Source organism: Streptomyces sp. SA15 (genome assembly GCF_002291145.1).
Taxonomy (GTDB): Bacteria; Actinomycetota; Actinomycetes; order Streptomycetales; family Streptomycetaceae; genus Streptomyces.
Genome location: NZ_NTGE01000222.1, coordinates 36861 through 59665, shown reverse-complemented (window position 1 = coordinate 59665; position 22805 = coordinate 36861). Strand labels below are relative to the sequence as shown.

Annotated in this window: 24 protein-coding genes and 2 pseudogenes; 12 read left to right on the top strand and 14 right to left on the bottom strand. The window is 71.6% G+C overall.

The genetic code is table 11. The annotated features are described in order from the left end of the window. Window positions 1-31 precede the first annotated feature (31 nt). A complete protein-coding gene (locus CLM62_RS48265; RefSeq protein ID WP_095756269.1) occupies window positions 32-1171 on the bottom strand; it encodes an aminoglycoside phosphotransferase family protein in 1140 nt (379 codons plus the stop codon). Between the two features lie 233 nt (window positions 1172-1404). On the opposite strand from CLM62_RS48265, the gene CLM62_RS48260 reads away from it, so the two are divergent. Beyond that, entirely contained in the window at window positions 1405-2895 is a 1491-nt protein-coding gene (locus tag CLM62_RS48260) for a hypothetical protein (RefSeq protein ID WP_095756268.1), read from the top strand. A 52-nt stretch (window positions 2896-2947) separates the two neighbouring features. Here CLM62_RS48260 and CLM62_RS48255 read toward each other — a convergent pair whose 3' ends face one another. The 3 genes from CLM62_RS48255 to CLM62_RS48245 form a co-directional block, all read right to left on the bottom strand. Further along, a complete protein-coding gene (locus CLM62_RS48255; RefSeq protein WP_095756267.1) occupies window positions 2948-4375 on the bottom strand; it encodes a PP2C family protein-serine/threonine phosphatase in 1428 nt (475 codons plus the stop codon). Between the two features lie 316 nt (window positions 4376-4691). Then, window positions 4692-5789 (bottom strand): chemotaxis protein, encoded by a 1098-nt coding sequence (locus CLM62_RS48250; protein WP_095756266.1) that lies wholly within the window; start codon window positions 5787-5789, stop codon window positions 4692-4694. 202 nt (window positions 5790-5991) lie between these two features. Next, window positions 5992-6426: a PaaI family thioesterase gene (locus CLM62_RS48245; RefSeq protein WP_095756296.1), complete on the bottom strand. Its 435-nt coding sequence runs from the start codon at window positions 6424-6426 to the stop codon at window positions 5992-5994. An 86-nt stretch (window positions 6427-6512) separates the two neighbouring features. Here CLM62_RS48245 and CLM62_RS48240 point away from each other — a divergent pair, with 86 nt between their 5' ends. Continuing rightward, window positions 6513-6962, top strand: a complete 450-nt coding sequence (locus CLM62_RS48240; RefSeq protein ID WP_095756265.1) for a MarR family winged helix-turn-helix transcriptional regulator — start codon at window positions 6513-6515, stop codon at window positions 6960-6962. A gap of 25 nt (window positions 6963-6987) precedes the next feature. Here the strand turns inward: CLM62_RS48240 and CLM62_RS48235 are convergent, their stop codons facing one another. After that, window positions 6988-8568, bottom strand: coding sequence for an alpha/beta hydrolase (locus CLM62_RS48235; protein WP_095756264.1), 1581 nt, complete (start codon window positions 8566-8568; stop codon window positions 6988-6990). Window positions 8569-8840: 272 nt separating this feature from the next. Between CLM62_RS48235 and CLM62_RS52860 the strand changes: the two genes are divergently transcribed. After that, window positions 8841-9515 carry a chaplin gene (locus CLM62_RS52860; RefSeq protein ID WP_095756263.1) on the top strand — a complete coding sequence of 225 codons (675 nt, stop codon included), beginning with the start codon at window positions 8841-8843 and terminating at the stop codon, window positions 9513-9515. A gap of 190 nt (window positions 9516-9705) precedes the next feature. Then, window positions 9706-10560: a GNAT family N-acetyltransferase gene (locus CLM62_RS48225; protein ID WP_095756262.1), complete on the top strand. Its 855-nt coding sequence runs from the start codon at window positions 9706-9708 to the stop codon at window positions 10558-10560. Between the two features lie 21 nt (window positions 10561-10581). Here CLM62_RS48225 and CLM62_RS48220 read toward each other — a convergent pair whose 3' ends face one another. Then, window positions 10582-11067 carry a nucleoside deaminase gene (locus tag CLM62_RS48220; RefSeq protein WP_095756261.1) on the bottom strand — a complete coding sequence of 162 codons (486 nt, stop codon included), beginning with the start codon at window positions 11065-11067 and terminating at the stop codon, window positions 10582-10584. A 131-nt stretch (window positions 11068-11198) separates the two neighbouring features. Between CLM62_RS48220 and CLM62_RS48215 the strand changes: the two genes are divergently transcribed. Next, entirely contained in the window at window positions 11199-11993 is a 795-nt protein-coding gene (locus CLM62_RS48215) for a GNAT family N-acetyltransferase (protein WP_095756260.1), read from the top strand. A 69-nt stretch (window positions 11994-12062) separates the two neighbouring features. Continuing rightward, a complete protein-coding gene (locus CLM62_RS48210) occupies window positions 12063-12986 on the top strand; it encodes an NAD(P)-dependent oxidoreductase (protein ID WP_095756259.1) in 924 nt (307 codons plus the stop codon). A gap of 193 nt (window positions 12987-13179) precedes the next feature. Here CLM62_RS48210 and CLM62_RS48205 read toward each other — a convergent pair whose 3' ends face one another. Beyond that, entirely contained in the window at window positions 13180-13443 is a 264-nt protein-coding gene (locus CLM62_RS48205) for a GlsB/YeaQ/YmgE family stress response membrane protein (protein ID WP_095756258.1), read from the bottom strand. A 73-nt stretch (window positions 13444-13516) separates the two neighbouring features. Continuing rightward, entirely contained in the window at window positions 13517-14095 is a 579-nt protein-coding gene (locus tag CLM62_RS48200) for an AAA family ATPase (protein WP_095756295.1), read from the bottom strand. Window positions 14096-14484: 389 nt separating this feature from the next. Between CLM62_RS48200 and CLM62_RS48195 the strand changes: the two genes are divergently transcribed. Both CLM62_RS48195 and CLM62_RS48190 read left to right on the top strand, forming a co-directional pair. After that, window positions 14485-15219, top strand: coding sequence for a phosphotransferase (locus tag CLM62_RS48195; RefSeq protein ID WP_095756257.1), 735 nt, complete (start codon window positions 14485-14487; stop codon window positions 15217-15219). A 15-nt stretch (window positions 15220-15234) separates the two neighbouring features. Continuing rightward, window positions 15235-15606: pseudogene (locus CLM62_RS48190) on the top strand (SRPBCC domain-containing protein); the annotation flags it as partial. Between the two features lie 78 nt (window positions 15607-15684). Here CLM62_RS48190 and CLM62_RS48185 read toward each other — a convergent pair. Continuing rightward, entirely contained in the window at window positions 15685-16122 is a 438-nt protein-coding gene (locus CLM62_RS48185) for an SPW repeat protein (RefSeq protein ID WP_095756255.1), read from the bottom strand. A 219-nt stretch (window positions 16123-16341) separates the two neighbouring features. Between CLM62_RS48185 and CLM62_RS50610 the strand changes: the two genes are divergently transcribed. The 3 genes from CLM62_RS50610 to CLM62_RS48180 all read left to right on the top strand — a co-directional run bounded on the left by CLM62_RS50610 (window position 16342) and on the right by CLM62_RS48180 (window position 17986). After that, window positions 16342-16509, top strand: a complete 168-nt coding sequence (locus tag CLM62_RS50610) for a hypothetical protein (RefSeq protein WP_179382542.1) — start codon at window positions 16342-16344, stop codon at window positions 16507-16509. Window positions 16510-16608: 99 nt separating this feature from the next. After that, the gene (locus CLM62_RS53415) at window positions 16609-16695 is read left to right on the top strand and encodes a putative leader peptide (protein WP_373559262.1); all 87 of its coding nucleotides are present in this window, start codon (window positions 16609-16611) and stop codon (window positions 16693-16695) included. A 181-nt stretch (window positions 16696-16876) separates the two neighbouring features. Next, window positions 16877-17986 carry an LLM class flavin-dependent oxidoreductase gene (locus CLM62_RS48180; protein WP_095756254.1) on the top strand — a complete coding sequence of 370 codons (1110 nt, stop codon included), beginning with the start codon at window positions 16877-16879 and terminating at the stop codon, window positions 17984-17986. Window positions 17987-18013: 27 nt separating this feature from the next. On the opposite strand, the gene CLM62_RS48175 is transcribed toward CLM62_RS48180, so the two are convergent. Beyond that, the gene (locus tag CLM62_RS48175) at window positions 18014-19054 is read right to left on the bottom strand and encodes an acyl-CoA dehydrogenase family protein (RefSeq protein WP_095756253.1); all 1041 of its coding nucleotides are present in this window, start codon (window positions 19052-19054) and stop codon (window positions 18014-18016) included. A gap of 117 nt (window positions 19055-19171) precedes the next feature. Between CLM62_RS48175 and CLM62_RS48170 the strand changes: the two are divergent. After that, window positions 19172-19342: pseudogene (locus CLM62_RS48170) on the top strand (RNA polymerase sigma factor); the annotation flags it as partial. Between the two features lie 10 nt (window positions 19343-19352). On the opposite strand, the gene urtE reads toward CLM62_RS48170, so the two are convergent. The 4 genes from urtE to urtB are packed head-to-tail and all read right to left on the bottom strand — an operon-like array spanning window position 19353 to window position 22796. Continuing rightward, window positions 19353-20045: an urea ABC transporter ATP-binding subunit UrtE gene (gene urtE, locus CLM62_RS48165; RefSeq protein WP_095756252.1), complete on the bottom strand. Its 693-nt coding sequence runs from the start codon at window positions 20043-20045 to the stop codon at window positions 19353-19355. Continuing rightward, window positions 20045-20821 (bottom strand): urea ABC transporter ATP-binding protein UrtD, encoded by a 777-nt coding sequence (urtD, locus tag CLM62_RS48160; RefSeq protein WP_095756251.1) that lies wholly within the window; start codon window positions 20819-20821, stop codon window positions 20045-20047. The genes urtE and urtD overlap by 1 nt, the downstream gene beginning before the upstream one ends. Continuing rightward, window positions 20818-21903 (bottom strand): urea ABC transporter permease subunit UrtC, encoded by a 1086-nt coding sequence (gene urtC / locus CLM62_RS48155; protein ID WP_095756250.1) that lies wholly within the window; start codon window positions 21901-21903, stop codon window positions 20818-20820. Before urtC ends, urtD begins: the two co-directional genes overlap by 4 nt. Beyond that, a complete protein-coding gene (urtB, locus tag CLM62_RS48150) occupies window positions 21900-22796 on the bottom strand; it encodes an urea ABC transporter permease subunit UrtB (protein ID WP_095756249.1) in 897 nt (298 codons plus the stop codon). The genes urtC and urtB overlap by 4 nt, the downstream gene beginning before the upstream one ends. Window positions 22797-22805 lie beyond the last annotated feature (9 nt).

The following is a 22805-nucleotide window of genomic DNA, read 5'->3' as shown; positions in this document are numbered from 1 at the left end:
TGTCCTGGCGCACCGCGGACCGTCATCCCCGTCAGCGAGTGCCGACCGCCGCGCGCACGGCCCGGCGGGCCAACTGGCAGTCGTCGTGCAGCCGCCTGAGCAGCAGTCGCTGTTCCTCGCCGGACGGCGCAGCACCCGGGTGGGCTGGTCCCGGTGCCGCCGGGGTCGTGTCGTGCATCGAACGCTGCACGGCCGTCTCGTAGGTACGGATCTCACGGGTCAGCACGAGCATCAGGTTCACCAGGAACGAGTCCCGTGAGGCGGGACCGGCCGACTGGGCGATCTGGCTGATCTGCCGCCGGGCCACGGGCGCGTCGCCGAGGACCGACCACAGCGTCGCCAGGTCGTAGCCCGGCAGGTACCAGCCCGCGTGCTCCCAGTCCACCAGCACTGGACCGGCCGGTGACAGGAGGATGTTCGACAGCAGCGCGTCGCCGTGGCAGAACTGGCCCATGCCCTGCCGGCCCGCGGTCGCCGCGATGCCGTGCAGCAGCTTCTGCAGGTCGCCCAGGTCCCGGTCGGTGAGCAACCCCAGCTCGTGGTAGCGGGAGATGCGGGCCGCGTAGTCCAGCGGGGCGTCGAAGGTGCCCGCCGGCGGCCGCCAGGCGTTCAGCCGGCAGATCGCGCCGAGTGCCGCCCTGATGTCCGCGCGGGGCGGGGCCTCGGCCGGGTGCCGGTGCAGTGCCGCCACCCGGCCGGGCATCCGCTCGATGACCAGGGTGCAGTTGTCCGGGTCCGCCGCGATCAGTCTCGGCACGCGCACCGGTGGGCGGTGCCGGACGAACGAGCGGTATGCGGCTATCTCGTGGCGGATCCGCTCGGACCACACGGGGGAGTGGTCCAGTAAACACTTGGCGACGGCCGTGCTGCGTCCTGTCGTGCCGACCAGGAGCACGGAGCGTCCGCTGCGGCGCAGCACCTGGACCGGGGCGAACTCCGGGCAGATCCGGTGCACCGACGCGATCGCCGTGCGCAGCTGGGCGCCCTGAGGGCCGGACAAGTCGAGTCTCCCGCTGAGCGGTTGGGTGCCGAGCCCCGGAACACGCCGGGTCATGCCCGCACCGAGCACGGGGGCCGCCGGGCGTGCGGGGTCGAGGTAGGGGCCACCACCCGCCGGACGGGGGTGCAGCGACCGGGGCGGAGCGGACACGGAGGACGATGCTGTGTACATGGGCGAAACAGATCCCTTCGTGTGCCTGCGACGTCAGTGCGCTACCCGGCCCGGCCCCTTGGGAGCACCCTGGGGAATGTCCCTCGGCGACCGGGTCGGGGTGGCGCGTTCCTACCTGACACCCGATGCCCAGTGGCACACCATCTGGCGTGCCCTGGCGAACCCTGGCGAATAGTCGCCCGGCAACTCTCACCGGGCTACTGTCAACTCAGCCGAGAACCTGGGGGCTTGACGTGAGCGGACAACCCAACTCCCGCCTGGCGGACCTGTTCGGCCTGGCCGGCTGGTCCAAGGGTGAACTCGCGAGGCTGGTCAACCGGCAGGCGGCGGCCATGGGCCACCCCCAGCTGGCGACCGACACCTCCCGGGTGCGGCGTTGGATCGACATGGGAGAGATCCCGCGCGATCCGGTGCCGCGGGTGCTGGCGGCTCTGTTCACCGAGCGTCTCGGCCGTGTCGTGACCATTGAGGACCTCGGTCTGGTCCGGCACGGGCGTGCGGGGAAACGGCCACGAGGCGGGAGCGCTGAACATCCCGACGGAGTGCCGTGGGCGCCCGAACGGACCGCCGCGGTCCTCACCGAATTCACGGGAATGGACCTCATGCTCAACCGACGCGGCTTGGTGGGCGCGGGTGCCGTGCTCGCCGCGGGATCCGCACTCAGCAGCGCCATGTACGACTGGCTGCACACCGATCCGGCCCTGACCGCCGACGCTCCCCAGTTCGCCGACCCCCTGCACGCCGACCCCGCTGGGTTCGACCGCTACGAGGCCGCCCCCATCGGATCGCAGGAGATCGAGGAACTGGAGCGCTCGGTGGAGGTGTTCCGGGCCTGGGACGCGGCCCGCGGAGGCGGGCTGCAGCGCAAGGCAGTCGTAGGCCAGCTCAACGAAGTGGGCGGCATGCTCGCCTACCGTCACCCCGACCATCTCCAGCGGCGCCTGTGGGGCGTCGCCGCCAACCTCGCCGTCCTCGCGGGCTGGATGTCGCACGACGTCGGCCTGGAGCCCACGGCCCAGAAGTACTTCGTCATCGCCGCCCATGCCGCGAGAGAGGGCGGCGACCGGCCCCGCGCCGGGGAGGCGCTCTCCCGAGCGGCTCGCCAGATGGTGCACCTGGGCCGGCCCGACGACGCGCTCGACCTGATGAAGCTCGCCCGGTCCGGCTCCGGTGACGAGGTGCTGCCGCGCACCAAGGCGATGCTCCACACCGTGGAGGCCTGGGCACAGGCCTCCATGGGCAAGGGCCAGGCCATGCGCCGCACCCTCGGTCAGGCGGAGGACCTCTTCGTCTCCGACCGGGGCGACGTGCCGCCGCCGAGCTGGATGCAGACCTTCAAGGAGGAGGACCTGTACGGCATGCAGGCCCTGGCTTACCGCACGCTGGCGGAGCACGAGCCGGGCGCGGCCGTGCACGCCCAGCACTACGCGGAGAAGGCCCTGTCCCTGCGGGTCGACGGCCGGGAGCGGTCGAAGATCTTCGACCATCTGTCCATGGCATCGGCCTGCTTCATCGCCGACGACCCCGAACAGGCGGACCGTTACGCACGGCTGGCCCTGATGGCCATGGGGTCGAACTCCTCCCGTCGCACCTGGGACCGGCTGGCCCAGATGTACCGGCTCACCGCCGAGTACGCCACCTACCCGAAGATCCAAGAGCTGCGGGAGGAGATCAGGCTGGCGCTTCCGAAGGGCAAGAAGCCCGGCACCAGCGCACAGGCATAGCAGGCATAAGGAGAACAGTGCACAGGCACAGGGGAACTGTGCCGCCGTGCTCTCACATCACCCTGGCGACGAGCACGCAGGCGTCGTCCTCGCGCTCGGTTCCTCCGAACTCCTCCACGACCGTCCGCACGCAGTCCTGTGCGGTGCGCGCCTCGCCGAATCGGGGGGCCAGGTCGAGGAGACGGTGCACGGTGTCCGCTCGGTCGTGCAGCGGCACCAGCCCGTCCGTGTGCAGCAGAAGCAGATCGCCTGCTTCGAGGGTCTCTTCGGCCTGCTCGTAGGAGGCACCGGAGGTCGCGCCGAGCAGGACGCCGTCGGGTGCGTTCAGGGTGCGCCCCGTCCCGTCGCGGAACAGCAGCGGGGCGGGGTGTCCCGCCTGGGCCCACGCCAGCGTGCGGGTCTCGGGCCGGTAGCGGCAGCAGACCGCGCTGCCGAGGGCCGGCTGCACGGTGGCGTCGAGCAGCTGGTTGAGCCAGGCCATCAGCTGACCGGGCTGGGTGCCGGCCATCGCCATGCCGCGTACGGCGCCCAGCAGCGTCGCCATGCCCGAGGTCACCGCGACGCCGTGCCCGGTGAGGTCGCCGACGCTGAGCAGGGTCTCGCCGTCGGCCAGTTCGAGCGCGTCGTACCAGTCGCCGCCGATCAGCGCGCTGGTCGACGACGGCAGATAGTGGGCCGCCAGATCGAGGGTCTCCGGTCCCTGGTGCGGGAGCCGCAGGGAGCCGCGCCACGGCGGCAGTACGGCCTCCTGCAGCTCGACCGCGAGCCGGTGCTCGGTCTGCGCGTGGTGCCGGTGGCGTTGTAACGAGTCACGGGTCTCGTTCACCGCCCGCTGGCTGCGGCGCAGTTCGCTGACGTCCCGCAGCACCGCCCACATCGACGCGGTACTTCCGTCGGCGGCGAGCAGCGGCTCGCCCATCATGTGCACGGTCCGTACCTCGCCGTCCGGGCGCACGACGCGGAACTCGCCGTCGATGGGCTTGGCGTCGACGAGGCAGTCGGTGACCATGGCGGTCAGCTTCGGCCGGTCCTCGTCGAGCACCAGGGACGGCAGCTCGTCGAGGGTGAGCGGGGGAGCGGCGGGGTCGCGGCCGAGGATCTGGTAGAGCTCTCCGGACCAGCCGGCCTCGTCCGTCAGCAGGTTCCACTCCGCGCTTCCGACCCGGCTGAGCAGCGAGTCGCGCCGGGGAGCGGGCGGTACGGTGCGGACGGAGGGCGCCGCCTCGGCGGGCGCGGGCACGGGCGGCGGGCCGTCCCGCAACTGCGCCAAGTGCTCGTCCAGGTCGTTGAGTTGGTGCAGCGCGAGATCGCACAGCGCGCGCTGCCACCGCTCCTGCGGATCCGCGCCGTCGCTCTGCGTGTCCCTCCGTACGGCGTCCACGTCGCCCTTGAGCCGTCGCGTCTGCGATATGAGCGCGTCGACCGAGCCGCGTCCTGGCGGCTGGGCGGCTGGGCGGTCCGCAGAGAGATGGGACGGCATGACGCACTCCGATGCGGGACGGTACGACCAAGGCGGACGGAAGGACCGTTACGACTCTTGCACAGCCCGCGACGCCCTGTAAGGGATTTGGCAACACACGATACGGTGGTGCTTCTGGCATATGCCACAGTCTTCAGGGAGCGGCTGTGTCATGCGTCCGGTGTACTACACCGTGTGGGTCAAGTCGTAGGTGGCATACGTGAATTGAGGGATTGTCGGGGTGGCCGACGCGGTCTTCAGTTGTGTGTTCGACGGCCCTGTGTTCTAGAAGTCTGGCATATGTGGTTCCGGCCGTGCCAGGCGGCGTCCCAAGGGGTCAGTACCGCAGCACGCCGGCGATCCCGTCGGCGTCGCCCAGTGTGCCGTCCGGTACGAAGCGGACGTCGGCGCCGGTCTCCAGGCACTGTTCGACGATCTCGTCCACGATGTCCTCGCGGGCGTCCAGGTCACCGCTCTCGGCCGGGATCAGGTGGGCGCCGCCGTCGTCGCGCACCGTCACCCGGTAGTTCTCCTCGACGGCCAGCAGCCCCACCCGGCCCTCCCGGGCGTTCTGCCAGACCTCGTCGACACCGGCCGCGAACGCCCGGCGCCCGCGCGCCGATTCGAGTTCCCGCGCCACGGTGTCGGTGCTCTTGCGGGCCTCGGCGGCGACCCGCGGCCGGACCGCCTGCCACACGGCCTCATGGGTAGCGTGCGCCAGACCCCCGTGCGGCACGTGGACGGCGTCCTTGGTGACGCTCCCGATCTCGTCCAGGCAGGACAGCGCGGCCGGCTCGCCGGTCACGTACAGCGGCCGCGTGTCCTCGCGCAGGACCGCGCTCATCATGGTGTCCGCCTCGCGCAGGAAGTGACGCGTGTCCTCGTCCCGGAAGGCGCTGGGCAGGTCGCCGATCCGCTCCTGGCGTTCGGCGTCGAAGTTCTCGCGGCTCCTGGTCAGCGGGAAGCCGCCGGTGCGGTCCTCGGTGACGCGGTCCGTGCCGCCGCTCCACAGGGTGACGCGGTCGGCGGAGACCGAGAGCACCCAGAAGGGGCGTTCAGCGGCCTGCGCGGAGACCAGGTTGCGGGTCAGAAAGGTGTCCGAGAGCACCACACGCTCGGGCACCGAGCGGGCGAGCGACCACACCTGGTGCTCACCCGGAGCGGCGAAGATCACCAGGCCGTCCTCGGCGTGCGCCAGGTCCACTTCGGTGAGGGCCTGGTCCAGCTGCCGCGCCACGTCGGCGCGCCGCTCCCGGGGAACGGCGGGATCGGCTTCGAGCTGCCTCTTGGCCTCGGCCACGACATTGCGCAGCCGGACCCGGTCCTGGGCGTTCTCGGGCTCGCGGCGGTGCGTGGGCGTCAGCACGGACACCGCGGGATAGGGGCGCGGGCGGCGCAGGTCGGTGAGGGTCGCGGGGCTGAGTGCGTGCTCCATAGCAGCACCATAGGTCTGATTCCGGGATGGGGCATTTGGGGCAATCGGTTGTCGGCGTCGGCGGGGCGCCGCCGGAGGGGGACCGGCCACATCGCCGACTCGCGATGGTGCAATGCCTTGACGGCTGACGGCTGACGGCTGACGGCTGACGGCTGACGGCTGACGGCTGACGGCTGACGGCTGACGGCTGACGGCTGCCGGCTCAGGCCGAGGACTGTCCCGTCCCGTTCACGGCGATCGTGCCCTGGGCCACCGCGCACAGGGTCGGGGTGCCGTCGCCCTCGACGGTGGACAGGTCGCAGCGGCAGACCACACGGGTGCGACCGGCCCGGACCACCCGGGCGTCGGCGCGCAGGACGTCGCCCTGGGCCGGCCGCAGGTAGTCGATGGTGAAACCGGCGGTGATCAGCCGGGCGCCGACGACGGAGCCCGCCGCGAAGGTCAGCGCGTTGTCCGCCGCGTAGCCGAGCACTCCGCCGTGCACGAAGCCGTACTGCTGGCGCAGCTCGTCACGGATGTCCAGTTCCAGCGTGGCGGTACCGTCACCGAAGGCCACCAGCCGCGTGCCGAGCAGCACGCTGAAGGGCTGAGCGGCCAGGACCTTCCGAGCGAGCACGAGATCCAGGGAGTCGTTCACGTCATCCGGGGAGTCGTTCACATCGACCTCACTTCACTAGTGAAGTAGGCGTGGCGCGGGTCTGCCGCCTCTGCCAAGATCGGGCCATGTCCGAGCCCGATCAGCGCCTGTTCTTCCTGTTGCAGCAGGCCGCGCACCGGCTGCGAACCGTCGCGGACCGGCGCTGTCTGGCCGCGGCCGGGATCACCACGGCCCAGCTCGGCGCGCTGTTCGCGGTGCGGGACCAGCCGGGCATCACCCAGCGGCACCTCGCCCACACGCTCGGCCTGCGCGAATCCGCCGTCACCGGGCTGGTCGGACGGCTCACCACGGCGAGTCTCCTCGCCAAGCGGGCGCACCCGAGCGAACACCGGGCCGTGGTCCTGGAGTTGACCGAGGCGGGTACCGCGGCGCTGCGGGCGGCGCAGCCGGAGATCGACCGCTTCAACGCCGAGTTGCGCGCGCTGCTCGGCGACGACGGCTTCACGCAGGCGGCTCGCGCGATGGGCCGTCTCGCCGACTGGGAACCCGGAGGGAGCGACGCGGCCCCGTCCTGAGCCGGCCGTCCGTGGCGGCCGTACATCAGTCGCGGTCGTCCTCGGCTCCGCAGGAGCTGCCGTCGGGCGGCAGGGAGCCGTACAGCAGGAAGGCGTCGACCTTCCGGTGTACGCACTTGGAGGACGCGTAACCGGTGTGGCCCTCGCCCTTGTTGTCGAGCACCACGGCCGAGTCGCCGAGCCGCCGCGCCGTCTGAACGGTCCAGCGGTACGGCGTCGCCGGATCGCCCCGAGTGCCGACCAGGAGCATCTTCGGCGTACGGACGTCACGCACGCGCTCGCGGATGAAGTCGGTGCCCTTGGGACGGCCGTAGCACATCAGGTACTCGGCGAGCCGATAACGGCCGAAGACCGGGGAGGCCTGCTCGTACGCGGCGCGCAACCTGCCGAGGTCCCGGGTGATCCGGTCGGCGTCGGGGCGATCGGGATCGTCCGCACAGTTGATCGCCATCAGCGCCGCCGGAAGATTGTCGAGGGGCACGTCCTCCTGATCGACCAGGCCGCCGTCGGTCGCGGTCCCGGCGCGGGAGCCGGCCCCTCGGCCGGTGAACCCGAGGAGCGGACGCGTGTCGCCGTCCTCGACCAGTGCGGCGAGCGCCCGCTCCAAGGACGGCCACATCTCCTTGCTGTAGAGCGCCTGACCGATGGCGCCCACGAGGTCCTGCCCGGTGAACTCGTCGCCGAAGTCGGTCGGCACCGGATCCCGGTCGAGCGATTCGACGAGCCGTACGACCTGCTCCCGGGCCGTGCGGGCGTCCGTACCGAACGGACAGGCGATGTCCTTCACGCACCAGTCGACGAAGTCCTCCAGCGCCGTCTGCTGCCCCGCGGCGCCCGCCACGCCCTGCTCGGACAGCGGCTCGGTGAGCGTGTCCACGCCGTCCAGCACCAACCGGCCGACCTTTTTGGGGAACTGCGCCGAGTACACCGCGCCCAGCCGGGTTCCGTAGGAGAAGCCGAGGTAGTTGAGCTTGTCGTCGCCGAGGGCCTGGCGCATCACGTCCAGGTCCCGTGAGGCGTTCACCGTGCCGATGTGCGGCAGGACCGGCCCGGAGTGCTTCGCGCACGCGTCGGCCGCCTTCCGCAGCCGCCGCAGGACGGCCTGCGGGTCGCCACCGAGATCCGCGTCCTCGTCCATCACCGCCGCGGCCCCGTAGGTGGAGTCGCCGCAGCTGACCGGCGAGGACCTGCCGACGCCCCGGGGATCGAAGCTCACCACGTCGTAGCCGTCCGTCAGGTCCATGAAGTCCTTGGATCCGGCGGCGAGCTCACTGACACCCGCGCTGCCCGGCCCGCCGAAGTTCAGCAGCACCGAGCCCCGGGACTTCCCCGTCGCCCGGTAGCGGGCGAGGGCCAGTTCGAGGGTGCCCGCCTCCGGTTTCGCGTAGTCGAGGGGGACGGTGACTTTCCCGCACTGGAGGTCCTCGGGCATCTCCACGCCCTCGCACTTCGACCAGGTGACCTTCTGCCGGTAGAACCGCGACAGATCGGGCTCGGAGTCACCCGCGGTCATGACCGGCAGCCCCACGCCGAGGAGAGCCAGGCCCACGCCCGAGGAGAGGGCGCAGCGCCGGAACGTGGGCCGCGTCGACAGCTTGGCCAGCATGAATGCCTCCAGGACGCCTGCCGCGGTCCGGAAAGTCGGCGTCCTGGATCACGATAAGCGGACCTCGGAAGGCACGCCTCCGCACGAGCGGGACCGCGGGAAGTGCCCTACCCTGCGCCCCCTCGATGAGCGAACGACGGCTTTGCCACCAGTTCGACAACCATGCCACTCGATGGGGTGAAAGGCCGATTAGCCATAACTCGGATTGGTTCACTCACGTTTTATGCGATGCGGGCGAGTGCCCGCGTCCATGTCTGGAAGGCAGGGAACCTATGAGACGGGTTACCCGAAACGGTGTGATCGCGGCTGCCGCCGCCTCCGGGGCGATGGCCATGGCTGTCCCGGTGTACGCCGATTCAGCGGCGGACGGCGCCACGGCAGGCTCGCCCGGGGTGATCTCCGGCAACACCGTGCAGCTCCCGGTGCACGTCCCGGTGAACGTGTGCGGGAACACCGTGAATGTGGTGGGAGTCCTCAACCCCGCGGCGGGCAACAGCTGCGCCAACGTCGACGAAGGCGGCGGCGACCGGCGCAAGGCGTCCGGCGGAGCGGTGGCGGAGGGCGGCGGAAAGGATTCACCGGGCGTGCTCTCCGGCAACGGTGTGCAGCTCCCGGTCGACCTTCCCGTGAACGTCAGCGGCAACACGGTGAACGTGGTCGGCGTCGGCAACGCGGCCGTCGGCAACGAGTCCGTGAACACCCGAGGGGACCGGCCCGGCCGCCCCGACGGCCCGGAGCGTCCCGTCCGGCCGGCACCGAAGCCGACCCCGCCGACCAAGGCGAATCCGGGTCCGCGGCCGGCCCCGCACACCCACGGGCACCGTTCCACGGAGGCCCTCGCCGCCACGGGAGCGGACCTGGCGCTGCCCGCCGTCGCGGGCAGCGCGGCGCTGATCATGGGCGGGGCCGCGGTGTACCGGCGCTTCCGCCCCCGGGCGGAGCGCTGACCGACCGAGGAGGACGGAGGGCTCCACCGGCGGTGACCGGTGGAGCCCTCCGCCGTACGGCGGCACGCCACGGTGGCCGACGTCCGTCGGCCGACGGCTTGATCGCACCCTGACGCCCTCCCGGAAGATCGGCAAGGATGCTCGGGTACGGCCGATCACCGCCCACCACCCCACGGAACGGAGCGCACCCATGACCTCACCGGCCTCCGAAGGCCTCGTCGTCACGCAGGCACGCCTCGACGACTGGTCGGTCGTCAGCGGATGGGCGGCGGACGAGGGATGGAACCCGGGACTCGCCGACGGGCCGGCGTTCTTCGCCCAGGACCCGGACGGCTTCTTCATCGGCCGGATCGACGGCGAACCCGTGTCGTCGATCTCCGTCGTCAACTACGGCGCCGACTACGCCTTCCTCGGCTTCTACCTCGTACGGCCCGACCTGCGCGGCCGCGGCCACGGCCTCACCACGTGGAAGACCGCGATCGCCCACGCCGGAAACCGCACCATCGGCCTCGACGGAGTCGTGGCGCAGCAGGCCAACTACCGCCGGTCCGGCTTCGAACCCGCTCACCGCACCGTCCGGTTCACCGGAACCGCGCCCGCGACCGAGATCCCGGCCGACGTCCGTGCCGTGCGGCCGGCCGACCTGGCGGAGATCACCGCGTACGACAGCGTCTGTACCCCGGCGGACCGCCCGCGCTTCGTGGCCGCCTGGCTGACCGCCGGCGGCCACCGCGCCGTCGTACGCCGCACCGGCGACCGCGTCACCGGCTACGGAGTGATCCGCCCCGGCCGCGACGCGCTGCGCATCGGGCCACTGTTCGCCGACACCGCCGAGGACGCCAGGTCCCTGCTCGCCGCCCTGACCGCCGAAGCGGCCGGGAGTGAGATCGCCGTCGACGTCCCCGGGACGAACCGGGCGGGCATCGCCCTCGCCGAGGCGGCGGGCCTCACGCCCTCCTTCGAGACGGCCCGCATGTACACCGGGCCGGTACGGCCGTACGCCCAGGACCGGGTCTTCGGCGTCACGACGCTGGAACTGGGCTAGGGCTGGCGGTACGCGGCCGACTCAGCCCGCGCTTCGATGGAAGCGGCGGTGCAACGTGCGGACGTCCTCGGTGAGTTCGGGTACCGGGCCCTCCACGGTCACACCGGGCGCCACCTCGTGGACCGGCAGGCTCCGCACCGGCGGCGCGGGTGCCCCCAACTCGCCCAGCCAGGACGCCAGTTGCTCCGACGAGGCGACGTACACGATGCGTCCGAGACCCACCCAGGCGTGCGCGGCCGCGCACATCGGGCAGTGCTCGCCGGAGGTGTAGACGGTCGCGGCCGCCCGCTCCTTCGGCGTCAGGTGGGCCGCGGACCAGCGCGCCAGCTCGAACTCGGGGTGCCGGGTGCGGTCGCCGGAGGCCACCCGGTTGTGGTCCTCGGCGAGCACCGCGCCGTCCCCGCCCACCAGCACCGAGCCGAACGGCTCGTCCCCGGCCTCCAGGGCCTCGGTCGCCAGCTCCACGCAGCGGCGCAGATACGGCAGTTCGGCGTCCTTCACGACCATGGCGTACGGCCTCCTCGTGACGTGGTGGTCTCCGCAGCGCAGACTACGGGGCGCCGCGCATCCGGTGAGGGGTGCGTACGGCAGTCGTAAACGACGTTGCCGCGGGGGCGTCCGAATGGTGGAGTGAGCGCATGGATCATGCCGCGGTACTCGCACTCTTCGACCGGGACCTGCGCGAAGGCGCCCAGCCCGACGGCCCCGACGCCCGCATCGAGCGGGTGGGGAAGGTGATCCGCCAGGTGGCCCCGGCACAGGGCTGGAACGGCGTCGTCTGGTCCGACCTGGACGCGGCGGGCGCCGACGCGGCGATCGCCGACCAGATCGCCCACTACACCGGACTCGGCCACGCGTTCGAATGGAAGCTCTACGGGCACGACCGGCCGGTGGATCTCGGACAGCGCCTGCGGGCCGCCGGGTTCACGCCCGAGCCCGAGGAGACGCTGATGATCGGCGAGGTCGCCGACCTGATCCTGGACGCCGAGCCGCCGGAGGGCATCCGCGTCCTGCCCGTCACCGACCGGGCGGGCGTCGACCTCGTGGCGGACGTCCACGAGCAGGCGTTCGGCACCGACGCCTCCCGGCTGCGCCACCAGCTGCTCGCCCGGCTGACGGACGATCCGGACACCGTCGTCGCCGTCGTCGCCCTCGCCGGCGACACGCCGGTCAGCGCGGCCCGCATGGAGCTCGTGCCCGGCACCCGCTTCGCCGGCCTGTGGGGCGGTGGCACCGTCGAGGACTGGCGCGGCCGGGGCATCTACCGCTCGCTTGTCGCACACCGGGCCCGCGCCGCCGTGGGCCGCGGCTACCGCTACCTCCAGGTCGACGCCTCCAGCCAGAGCCGCCCCATCCTGGAACGCCTCGGCTTCCACGCGCTGACCACGACCACGCCGTACGTGTATGTGCCTCAGGGCGTCGCCGTCCGGTGAGCCGCCACCGGGTGACAACGCCGTCGCGGGGGATGTCACGTCCGGGCCCGCCCGGTCCGTCGCACGAGTATGGCGACCATGCACACGAACCAGACCATCCTCCTCGCCGGCGCGAGCGGTGTCCTCGGCCGGCACGTCGCCCGCGCCCTGACCGACGCGGGCCACAAGGTCACCGGGCTCGGCCGGGGCGAGGACAACGGCATCCGGGCCGACCTCATGGACCGCGACGCGCTGCTGCGTGCAGTCGACGGGCACCGCTTCGACACGGTGATCCACGCCGCGACCGCCCTGCGCAAGCCACCCATGCGCCACGGCGGCATGCACGCCACCAACGCCCTGCGCATCGACGGCACCGCGCACCTCGTCGAGGCCGCCCAGGCCGTCGGCGCCCGCCGCTTCGTGGCCGAGTCGATGGTCTTCGGATACGGCTACGGGGACCACGGCGCCCGCCCGGTCACCGAGGACGACCCCTTCGGCCCGCCCGGCACCTCACCGGAGCTGGAACGGCACATCGCGGCCATGCGCACCAAGGAGCGACTCGCCTTCGGAACAGAGGGGCTGGACGGCATCGCGCTCCGCTTCGGCCTGTTCTACGGGCCCGGCGGCACCGACGCCCTGCTGACCCTGCTGCGCAAGCGGCAGCTGCCCGTCCCCGACGACCGCGGCCGGGTCCTGCCGTGGGTGGAGCTCACCGACGCGGCGCGCGCGGTGGCCGCCGCCGTCGAACGCGGCCGCCCCGGCCAGGCGTACAACGTCGCGGACCGCGTCCCGCTCGGCTTCCGGGCCCATGTCCTGTGCGTGGCCGAGGAGTTCGGGCTGTCGAAGCCGATGACCGTACCTCGATGGCTGATGAAGCCGATGTCGTACGCGCACACGGTGATGTCGACGACGCTGCGGGTCTCCACGGCGAAGGCGGAGCGGGAACTGGGCTGGACGCCGGTGTACCCGTCCAGCCGGGAGGGCCTCGCGGCCATGCGTGCGGCAGCCCGTTGACCGCCCGTGGGCCCAATGGTCTACAGGTCGAGCTGGTGTTCCACCGCTCCGCGCTTCGCCACCGCCTCGGCGGCCGCGACCACCCGCTCACCCCTCCGCGCATGCCGAGGCGACGCGCGCGCCGCCGTCCGTGGGCCGGCCCGCGCGCGTCACCTTTCCCGCTCAGCCGTCCGCGTGCCGCCGTCGTACGTCGTCAGCGGCGTGCCCGCGACCGGTCCAGCGTGGCCACGCCGAGTGCGGCGAGGCCGATCTGGATGAGCCACTCGACCCAGTCGACGCCGTCGGTGTCGGCCACGTCGAACGCGCCGGCGATCGCCGAACCGATCAGCGCGGCGACGATGCCGACGACGATCGTCCACAGGATCCCGATGCGCTGGCGCCCGGGGACCACGAGCCGGCCCAGGACACCGATGACGATGCCGATCACGATGGCACTGATGATGCCGTCGATCTCCATCTCCGCCCCTTTTCGTCAAGACCCCCGTCTGTAGTTCGGGTTCCCCCTGGGGGCGGGGACAGTCCGGCTCCGGTCAACCACTGGCCAAAGTGGACCCGGCTCCGAGGCCCCGTCCGTCACCCCCGACCCACCCGGTGGCCGAGACCACTTCACTCGCGATGTCGATCACCGTGCGCCCGTCGGTCACCACGCGCAGGGCGTCCGCGGGCGCCCGCTCCTCCAGCATCCGGGCCTTGCGGACGCTGCCTCTGATCTCGTGCTCCAGCTCGGAACCGAGCTCCCGCGACTTCAGGCGCTGCTCGGCCGTCTCGTCGGAGGCGGTCAACAGCATCCGCACCATCCGTACGTCGTCGCCCATCGCGCGCCGGAACATGTCCGCCGCCTCCTCGAGGATGCTCACGGTGTTCGTGTACACGAGACGCCGGTAGCCCAGTGCGGCGTAGTTCCGCCATACCGCGGTCAGGTTCCGCTCGGCGACGGCCGCCCGGTGCGGGTCGCCCTCCGGCGCCGGATGCACCTGCCCCATGAAGTCGCCGTCGATCACGGCATGCGCGACCCCGGCCGCCCGCAGCCGTGCCGAGACCTCCCACCCCACCGTCGTCTTGCCGACGCCGGCGCGTCCGCCGATGAGCAGTACCTCCGCGTGATCCATACGGGCAGCGTGCCAGCCCAAGGCCTTGCCGGGCCAGGAGTTTCACCCGCGCAGGCTCCAGGTCCGCAGGGCGGTCTCCCGGCCCCTCGACCGGCGCCGGACCGGGGCGTCGTCCGCGGGCTCGAACCCGCAGGAACGGGCCACCGCCTCGCTCGCCGCGTTCCAAGGGCGAGGCGACCGGGGTCCAGCGGGCCATCTCGGGATCGTGGTACAGGGCGACGAGGTCGGCGGGATCCTCGTCCGACCAGGCGCGCAGGCGGATCCCGTACCCTTCAAGCCGCAGCGCCGAGGGAGGGGCGAAACTCCCGTTGTCGTTCATGAGTTGATCCTGCCCCGGGCGCCTGATCGGGCCGACCGGGATGGGGCAGGTGTGACGCGGAGGCGGTCAGGTGGAGGAGTCGGTGCTCGGCGGCGGCGCGGTGAACGAGGTCGTCCGGGTCGGTGCGACCGTACGGCGAACGCCCTCGCCGAGGACACGGTACGTACGGGACGTGCTCGCGCTGTTCGAGCGGCGGGGGTGGGCGGGGGCGCCCCGGTTCCTGGGGACGGACGAGCGGGGCCGGGAGATCTTCGACTACGTCGAGGGGCGGGCGGCGCTCACACCGCGGGAACGGGCCGCCGCCCGCACCGACGCCGGTCTCGTGCGCGTGGCCCGGCTCGTCCGCGCGTTCCACGACCTGACACACGGCACGCCGCTCGCCGCTGGCCAGGACGTCGTGTGCCACAACGACCTGGCCCCGAAGAACACCGTGTACACCGTGACAGGCGACGAGTGGTGGCCGGTCGCCTTCATCGACTGGGACATCGCCGCTCCGGGGGAGCGCATTCAGGACGTCGCCCATGTGTGCTGGCAGTACCTGGACCTGGGGCCCGGGGTGACCGACGTGCCGGAGGCTGCCCGCCGGATCCGGCTCCTCTGCGATGCCTACGGCCTCGAGGGGCGCGGCCGCCTCCTCGACACGATCCTGTGGTGGCAGGACCGCTGTTGGCGGGGGATCGAGGCGGGTGCCGAGCGCGGTGAGCCGGCCATGGTCGGTCTGCGCGAGAGCGGGGCCGTGGACGAGGTGCGGTCCGCGTGGGAGTGGGTGCGCGCTCACCGTCGGGAACTGTCGGCCTGCCTGTAGTAACGGTGCTGGCCGGCGCTGACATGGGGCCACGGCAACGTCTCGGACTGGCAGCCCGGCTCACGCTGGGAGCATGTACGGACGGACGGTTCCGGCATCGCCGACGTGGTCGGCGCCGTGGTGGAGAGCGAGCGCCCGTCCCGCCTCGTCACCACCTGGGCCGCGCCCGAGGAGGAGGGGCAGCAGGACCGGCACTCCCGGGTGACCTTCGACATCCGGCCGCACGACGACATCGTCCGGCTCACCGTCACCCATGAGGATCTCAACGACGAGGATGAGCGCGCCGACGCGGCCTCCGGCTGGCCGGCCGTGCTGTCCAACCTCAAGTCGCTCCTGGAGACCGGCAGGCCGCTGCCGCAGGAGCCGTGGGCGGTGCCGGCCGGCTGAGCGGACGGCACCCGGCATGCGTCGGGCCGGTCCACGCCCCCGCGGACCGGCCCGACGTGTCCTGTCCTCCTCCGGGGGTCAGCTCCTGGCGCTCCTCGCCGCCGTACCGATGCACATCAGCCCCAGGATCACGGCCAGGGCGCCGATGACGACGTTGTTCCAGATGACCCCGGCGTCCGGGCTCTCGCCGACGATCCACGGCGAGACGATCATCCACGCGCCGATGGCGCACATGGCCCAGCTCAGGCCGTACATGCGCTCCGGAGCACGGGTGAACCCGAGGGCCAGCAGACCGATCGCGATGCCCACGATCAGGTTGTGGGTCACGAGCGGGGGCTGGTTCGTCGTGAAGTGGAGTATCCAGGGGGATACGGCGCAGTACAGACCGAGCAGGAACACCGGTCCGTCCACGAGCGCCACATCGCGACCGCCGAGCACACGGGCGTAGCGTGCCCGCATTTCTGAGACATCAGGGTGGCTGGTTATGTCACCTCTGGTGGGCGAGACGTTGGCCATGATTCGTCTCCTTTGACTTACAGGCCTGACCGCGTCTGGTGCGGTATGCGGTAAGCGTCACGTAGGTTCATTCTGCGCTTATTTTTTCCTTATGTGTAGAGGTCGCAGTGGTGACGGGCAGTTTTGAGGTGGCATGACATGTCCGCGCAGATCGCGGGCAAGCGGGTTGTTACCAGAGCTTGGTGACGCCGGTCGGTGGTGGAACGTGGAGGTGCCGCTATGGGCGCGAAGGTGTTGGAGCGGTTTCCTGCGGGGGCTCCGCGCGGATCGTGGCCGGCGGAGGAGTACGCCGCGGCGCTCCGCGCCGAGGGTGAGCCCGCGACGGTCGTGATGGACCTGAAGTCGGACGCGTTCCTCGTCGTCGTCCCGGCTCGCGACGAGGACTGACCGGGGAGTGCGAGGCGGCCCGCACCGGGATGCAACGGCCCGTTCAAGGATCCCCGTTCTCCTTGACGCCCTTCGACGCCTGCTGCGACGATCATCGGCATGACGATGCGACTGGACCTCACGCGGCGACGCCATGTCGATCTCGCGCGCGTCTCCAGCGCCTGCTGTCGCTGCTCCGCGGCCTGATCCTCGATCCTCCTGAGCCGCCGCCCTCCGCTTTTCCTCGCCGCGCCCGTCCTCCGCTGATGTCAGCCACTGGGGACAGTGGCGTGCCGCGTCATTTCCCCACCGCCGCCTGACTACGGCGATATTCCGCGCCCTTTCGATGCGGCGCGGCCACGCGGACATCCCCTGAACGGAGCCCCCCGTGTCCCTCACCTTCCATTGGTTCCTCCCCACCAACGGCGACAGCCGCCATGTCGTCGGCGGCGGCCACGGCACCCCGGCCACCGCCACCGGACGGGACCGGCCGCCGACGGTCGCCTACCTGAGCCAGATCGCCCGCGCCGCCGAGGACCTCGGCTTCGTCGGCGCGCTCACGCCGACGGGCGCCTGGTGCGAGGACGCGTGGCTGACCACCGCCATGGTCAGCCAGCAGACCGAACGCCTGAAGTTCCTGGTCGCCTTCCGCCCCGGCTTCGTCTCACCGACGCTCGCCGCGCAGATGGCGTCCACCTTCCAGCGGCAGACCGGCGGACGGCTGCTCCTCAACGTCGTCACGGGCGGCGAGAGCCAGGAGCAGCGCGCCTACGGCGACTTCCTCGACAAGGACGCCCGCTACCGCCGTACCGGCGAATTCCTGGAAACCGTACGGGAGTTGTGGGAGGGCAGGACCGTCGATCTGCACGGCGAGCACCTCCGGGTCGAGGATGCCGAGCTGGCCCGCGTGCCCGATCCGATCCCCGAGGTGTACTTCGGGGGATCCTCGCCCGTGGCCGGGGAGGTCGCGGCCAAGTACGCCGACGTGTACCTCACGTGGGGCGAGCCGCCCGCGCAGGTCGCGGAGAAGATCGCCTGGATCCGGGCGCTGGCGGCGAAGGAGGGGCGCACGCTGCGCTTCGGGATCCGGCTGCACGTCATCACCCGGGACACCTCCGAGCAGGCCTGGGCGGAGGCCGGCCGTCTCCTCGCGGGCTTCGACGCGGAGACCGTCAAGTCCGTACAGGCCGGGCTCGCCCGCAGCGAGTCCGAGGGGCAGCAGCGGATGCTCGCCCTGCACGGGGGTGGCGGCCGGGACGGGCTGGAGATCCATCCCAACCTGTGGGCCGGGATCGGGCTGGTGCGAGGCGGGGCGGGGACGGCACTGGTCGGAAGTCACGAGGAGGTGGCCGAGCGGATCAAGGAGTACGCCGCGTTGGGGATCGAGGAGTTCATCTTCTCCGGATATCCGCATCTGGAGGAGGCGTACTGGTTCGGGGAGGGGATCCTGCCGAGGCTTGCTGCGGAGGGGCTGTGGGAGCACCCGTTCGCGAGGTGACCGCATATCGATGCAGCCCCGCGCCCCCTAAGGCATGGTGTTCGTCAGCGTGTTCAGATGTGCTCGGCGCGACTCTGCCGTCTGGCCTTGGACCAGAAGGAACAGGCCCTCTCGCGCCAGTCGTTGGGCCTTGCTGGTCAAGGTCATCGATCGGCCGCCCCCGGCCACCACCGCCGCTGTGGTGGCCGTGCGCATCACCTCGTACGCCCGTGTCCTGAGGGCCAGCCGTTCCTCCAGGTGCTCGTTCGGCACCGGATGATCGGCCAGGGCGTAGGCCCGGCGCCGGACCTCGACGAGGCGGGTGCGCAGCGGTCCGGCGACGTCCTCGTCCAGCATGTCCAGCGCGGCCTCGGCGATCCCGAAGACGGCCGGCGAGGCGCTCACGGTCTTTGTGCGGTCGGCAGCGCTCCACTTCTCGTACGGCGCCCGCAGGACCACGGTCTCGTCCGGCAGCCACAGGCCCTCCAGCTCCAGGGACACCGTGCGGGTGGCGGTGAGCGCCGCGAGCCGCATCGGCGCCGACGGGCGCAGGCCCGGCTGCGCGCGCGCCTCGGTGAACGCGAACACCACCTCGCCGCCGTCCGTCACACCCGCGAGCAGCATCACGTCGTTCAGACCCCAGCCGGTGTACCAGGGCACGGTGCCGTCGAACCGCCAGCCGCCGCGCTCGGGGGTGGCCCGTACGGGGCGCCGGGGGAAGGCGCGGACATGGGCGTACGCGATCCCGGACAGCAGCTCCCCCGTCGCCAGCGGACGCAACAGCCGTACCCGCACGGGGAGTTCGGACCGCGCCAGCAGCTGCACCGGCGTGTAGTGCTGTGTCTGCACGAACCACGTCGAGCAGCACGCCCCGGACAGGATCTCCGCCGTCTCCCGCGCCACCGCGCCGGGGGCGGCCGCACCGCCGTACTCCGTCGGTGCGCTCACCCCGAGCAGCCCCGACCGCTTGACCGCCTCGACATGGCTCGCGGGCACTCCTTCTTGGTCGACGCGCTCCGCCTGGGGAGCCAGTACGCCGGAGGCCAGCTGTCGGGCACGGGTGACGAGAGGGTGGGTCGCGGTGGTCATGAACAAGATTCTCCCGGTCTCGCCGTGCGCGCTGTCGATCCGGGGGCCCGCTGTTCGTGTAGGAGGTGAGAGAACGCCACGACGCCCGAGGAGGCCGTCATGAAGTACTACCTCGATCTGGACCTCGACGGCTATCACGTCTTCCACGCGGTCCGCGCCGACCTCCTGCGCCGCCTCGGCCGCGACACGGAGGCCGTACGGGCGTACGAGGCGGCCCTCGCGCTGACGGAGAACCCGGCGGAGCGCGCCTTCCTCGAACGCCGCCGACGGGAAATCGACACGACGTGACCGCTCGCCCTCACACGCTGAGCGCCTCCCGCACCGCCACCTCGGCCTCCTTGCCGCCCTCCCCGGACGAGGTGACCCGCCCGGCCTCCAGGACGTAGTACCGCTGCGCCGCCCGCATCGCGAAGCCCACATGCTGCTCGACCAGCAGCACCGAGAGCCCGCCGCGGGCGGCCAGGGCGAGGATCGTCTCCTCGATCTCCGCCACGACCGACGGCTGGATGCCCTCCGTCGGCTCGTCGAGCAGCAGCAGCCGAGGCCCCGTCACCAGGGCACGGGCGATGGCGAGTTGCTGCCGCTGACCGCCGGAGAGCAGCCCGGCGCGGCGGTTCGACAGCGCGCGCAGCGCCGGGAACAGGTCCAGCGCCTCGGCGATCGCCTCCCTGCCGCGTTTGCGGCCGTCGGCGACGAGCTGGAGGTTCTCGGCGGTCGTCAGGTGCGGGAACGACTGCTGGCCCTGCGGGACGTACGCCATTCCGCGCGCCACCCGCTCGTGCGGCTTGCGGCGGGTGATGTCCTCGCCGTCCAGGCGGACCGTGCCGCTGGTCGGGGAGAGCAGGCCGACGGCCGCACGCAGCAGCGTGCTCTTGCCGGCGCCGTTGTGCCCGAGCACGGCGGCCACGCCATCCTTCGGCACCTCGACGCTCACCCCGTGCAGGACGGTGCTGCGGTGGTAGCCGACCCGGACGTCCTCGATCCGCAGCATCACGCCTCCTGTACGGCCACGTCGGTGGCGGTTTCCTCGGCGGCCGCGTGCCCGAGGTACACCTCCTGCACCTTCGGATCCGCCTGCACCTGGGCCACCGTGCCCTCGCTGAGCACCTTGCCCGCGTGCAGCACGCTGACGCTGCGCGCGAAGGACCGCATGAAGTCCATGTCGTGCTCGATGACGACCACGGTCCGCTCCACGCTGATCCGCTCCAGCAGCTCGCCCGTCGCCTGACGCTCGTCATGGCTCATGCCGGCCACCGGCTCGTCGAGCAGCAGCAGAGTTACGTCCTGCACGAGCAGCATGCCGATCTCCAGCCACTGCTTCTGGCCGTGCGCGAGCGTCCCGGCGGGGGAGTCGGCGAGCTCGGTGAGCCCGACCGTCTCCAGAGCCTTGGCGACCGGCTCGGGCACGCCCTTGCGGCGGCGCAGCATGGTCCACACGCCGCGGCCGGCACCCGCCGCGATGTCCAGGTTCTGGAGTACCGTCAACTCCTCGAAGACGGTGGCCGTCTGGAACGTACGGCCGATCCCGGACCGGGCGATCCGGTGCACGCTCCGCCCGAGCAGCTCCGCGCCGCCGAAGCGCACCGAGCCCTCCGCCTTCACCAGCCCGGTGACCGCGTCGACCAGGGTGGTCTTGCCCGCGCCGTTCGGCCCGATGAGGAAGCGCAGATCGCCCGGGCGGACGTCGAGGTCCACCCCGTCGACGGCGGTGAACCCGTCGAAGGAGACCCGTAGCTGACGTATCTCGAGTCCCGCGAGCTCGCTCATGCCGCTTCTCCCACCGGTACGACGGCCGCCGTCTTCCGCCCGTTCCCGCGCCGCCGTACGAACACCGCCAGCGAGGCGAGGCCGCCGGGCAGGAACGCCAGGGCGACGATGAACAGCAGCCCCTGGAAGTAGGTCCAGGCCGCCGGGAACTCCTCGGACAGCGCCGTTTTCGCCCAGGCGACCGCGACCGCGCCGAGCACGGCGCCGACCAGGCTGGCCCGGCCGCCCACCGCGGCGCCGATGACGAACTCGATGGACGGCACGATGCCGATCAGCGCGGGCGAGATGATGCCGACCGCCGGCACGAACAACGCGCCGGCGAGGCCCGCCATGCCCGCCGCCACGACGTACGCGACCAGCTTCACGTTGGCCGGGTCGTACCCGAGGAAGCGCACCCGCTCCTCCGAGTCCCGTACGGCGACCAGGAGTTCGCCGTACCGGCTCTGGATCAGCTGGCGCGCGAGGGCGATCAGGAGCAGCAGGGCGGCGGCGATGATGAAGTACACCATCCGCTGGTTGACGGGATCGTTGAGGTCGTAGCCGAAGAAGCCCTGGATGTCGGTGAGTCCGTTGGTGCCGCCGGTGGTGGCCTGCTGGCCGATCAGCCAGATCGCGAAGGCGGCGGCGAGCGCCTGGCTCAGGATCGCGAAGTAGGCACCCTTGACCCGGCGCCGGAAGATGAACAAGCCGAGCAGCGCCGCGACCACCATCGGCAGCAGCACGGTCGCCACGAGCGCGAACACAGGGTTCGCGAACGGCCGCCACCACCACGGCAGTTCGCTGGCGGTGCCGTACAACTGCATGAAGTCCGGCAGATTCCCCGGCCCTGCGTCGGCGATCTTCAAGTGCATCGCCATCGCGTAGCCGCCGAGGCCGAAGAACACGCCCTGACCGAGCGTCAGCAGACCGCCGCGGCCCCAGGCCAGACAGATGCCGACGGCGACCATGGCCGTGCACAGGTACTTGGCGAGCAGCCCGAGCCGGAAGTCGGACAGGGCGAGCGGGGCGAGGGCGAAGAGGAGGACCGCGGCCCCGGCGAAACCGGCCCAGGCCCGCGCCGAGCCACCTTTCAGAAGGTTCATACGAGACTCCTCGTGCGCAGCGTGTACAGCCCCTGCGGCCGCCACTGGAGGAACGCGACGATGGCGACGAGCACCAGCACCTTGGCGACGCTGACGGTCGTGGAGTACTCCAGGACCGACTGCAGCACGCCCAGCACGAAGGCGACGATCACCGTCCCCTTGAGCTGCCCGATGCCGCCGACCACGATCACCAGGAAGGCGTCGATGATGACGTTGGTGCCCATCGTCGGCCCGATCGGCCCGACCAGCGTCAACGCGACCCCCGCGACGCCCGCGAGCCCGGACCCGATGAAGAAGGCCGTGCGGTCGACCCGGCTGGTGGAGATCCCGGACACCTCGGCGAGGTCCCGGCTCTGCACCACGGCCCGGATCCGGCGGCCGAGCGGCGTCAGCCGCAGCGTCAGGGACAGCGCGACCACCGCCGCCACGGCCAGCCCCAGGATGAACAGGCGGCTGTTGGCGACGGTGAGCGGATCGTCACCGCCGATGAGAGTGATGTTCCCGGTCAGCCAGTCGGGCGCCCGGGTCTGCACGTTCGGCGCGCCGAAGATGTCCCGGGCGAGCTGCTGGAGCATCAACGAGACACCCCACGTGACGAGAAGAGTGTCGAGCGGCCGCAGATACAGGCGCCGTATCAGCAGCCATTCGAGCAGCGCCCCGAGGGCACCGGAGACGAGAAAGGCGACGGGCAGCGCGACGAGAAGTGAGATTCCGGCGCCGGAAATGGATTTCTGCAGGACGTACGTGGTGTAGGCGCCGGCCATGATGAACTCGCCGTGGGCCATGTTGATGACGTTCATCTGGCCGAACGTGAGCGAGAGACCGAGCGCGATGAGCAGCAGGACGGCACCGATGCTGATGCCGGTGAAGGTCTGACCGAGGATCACGGTCATACGGCGGCT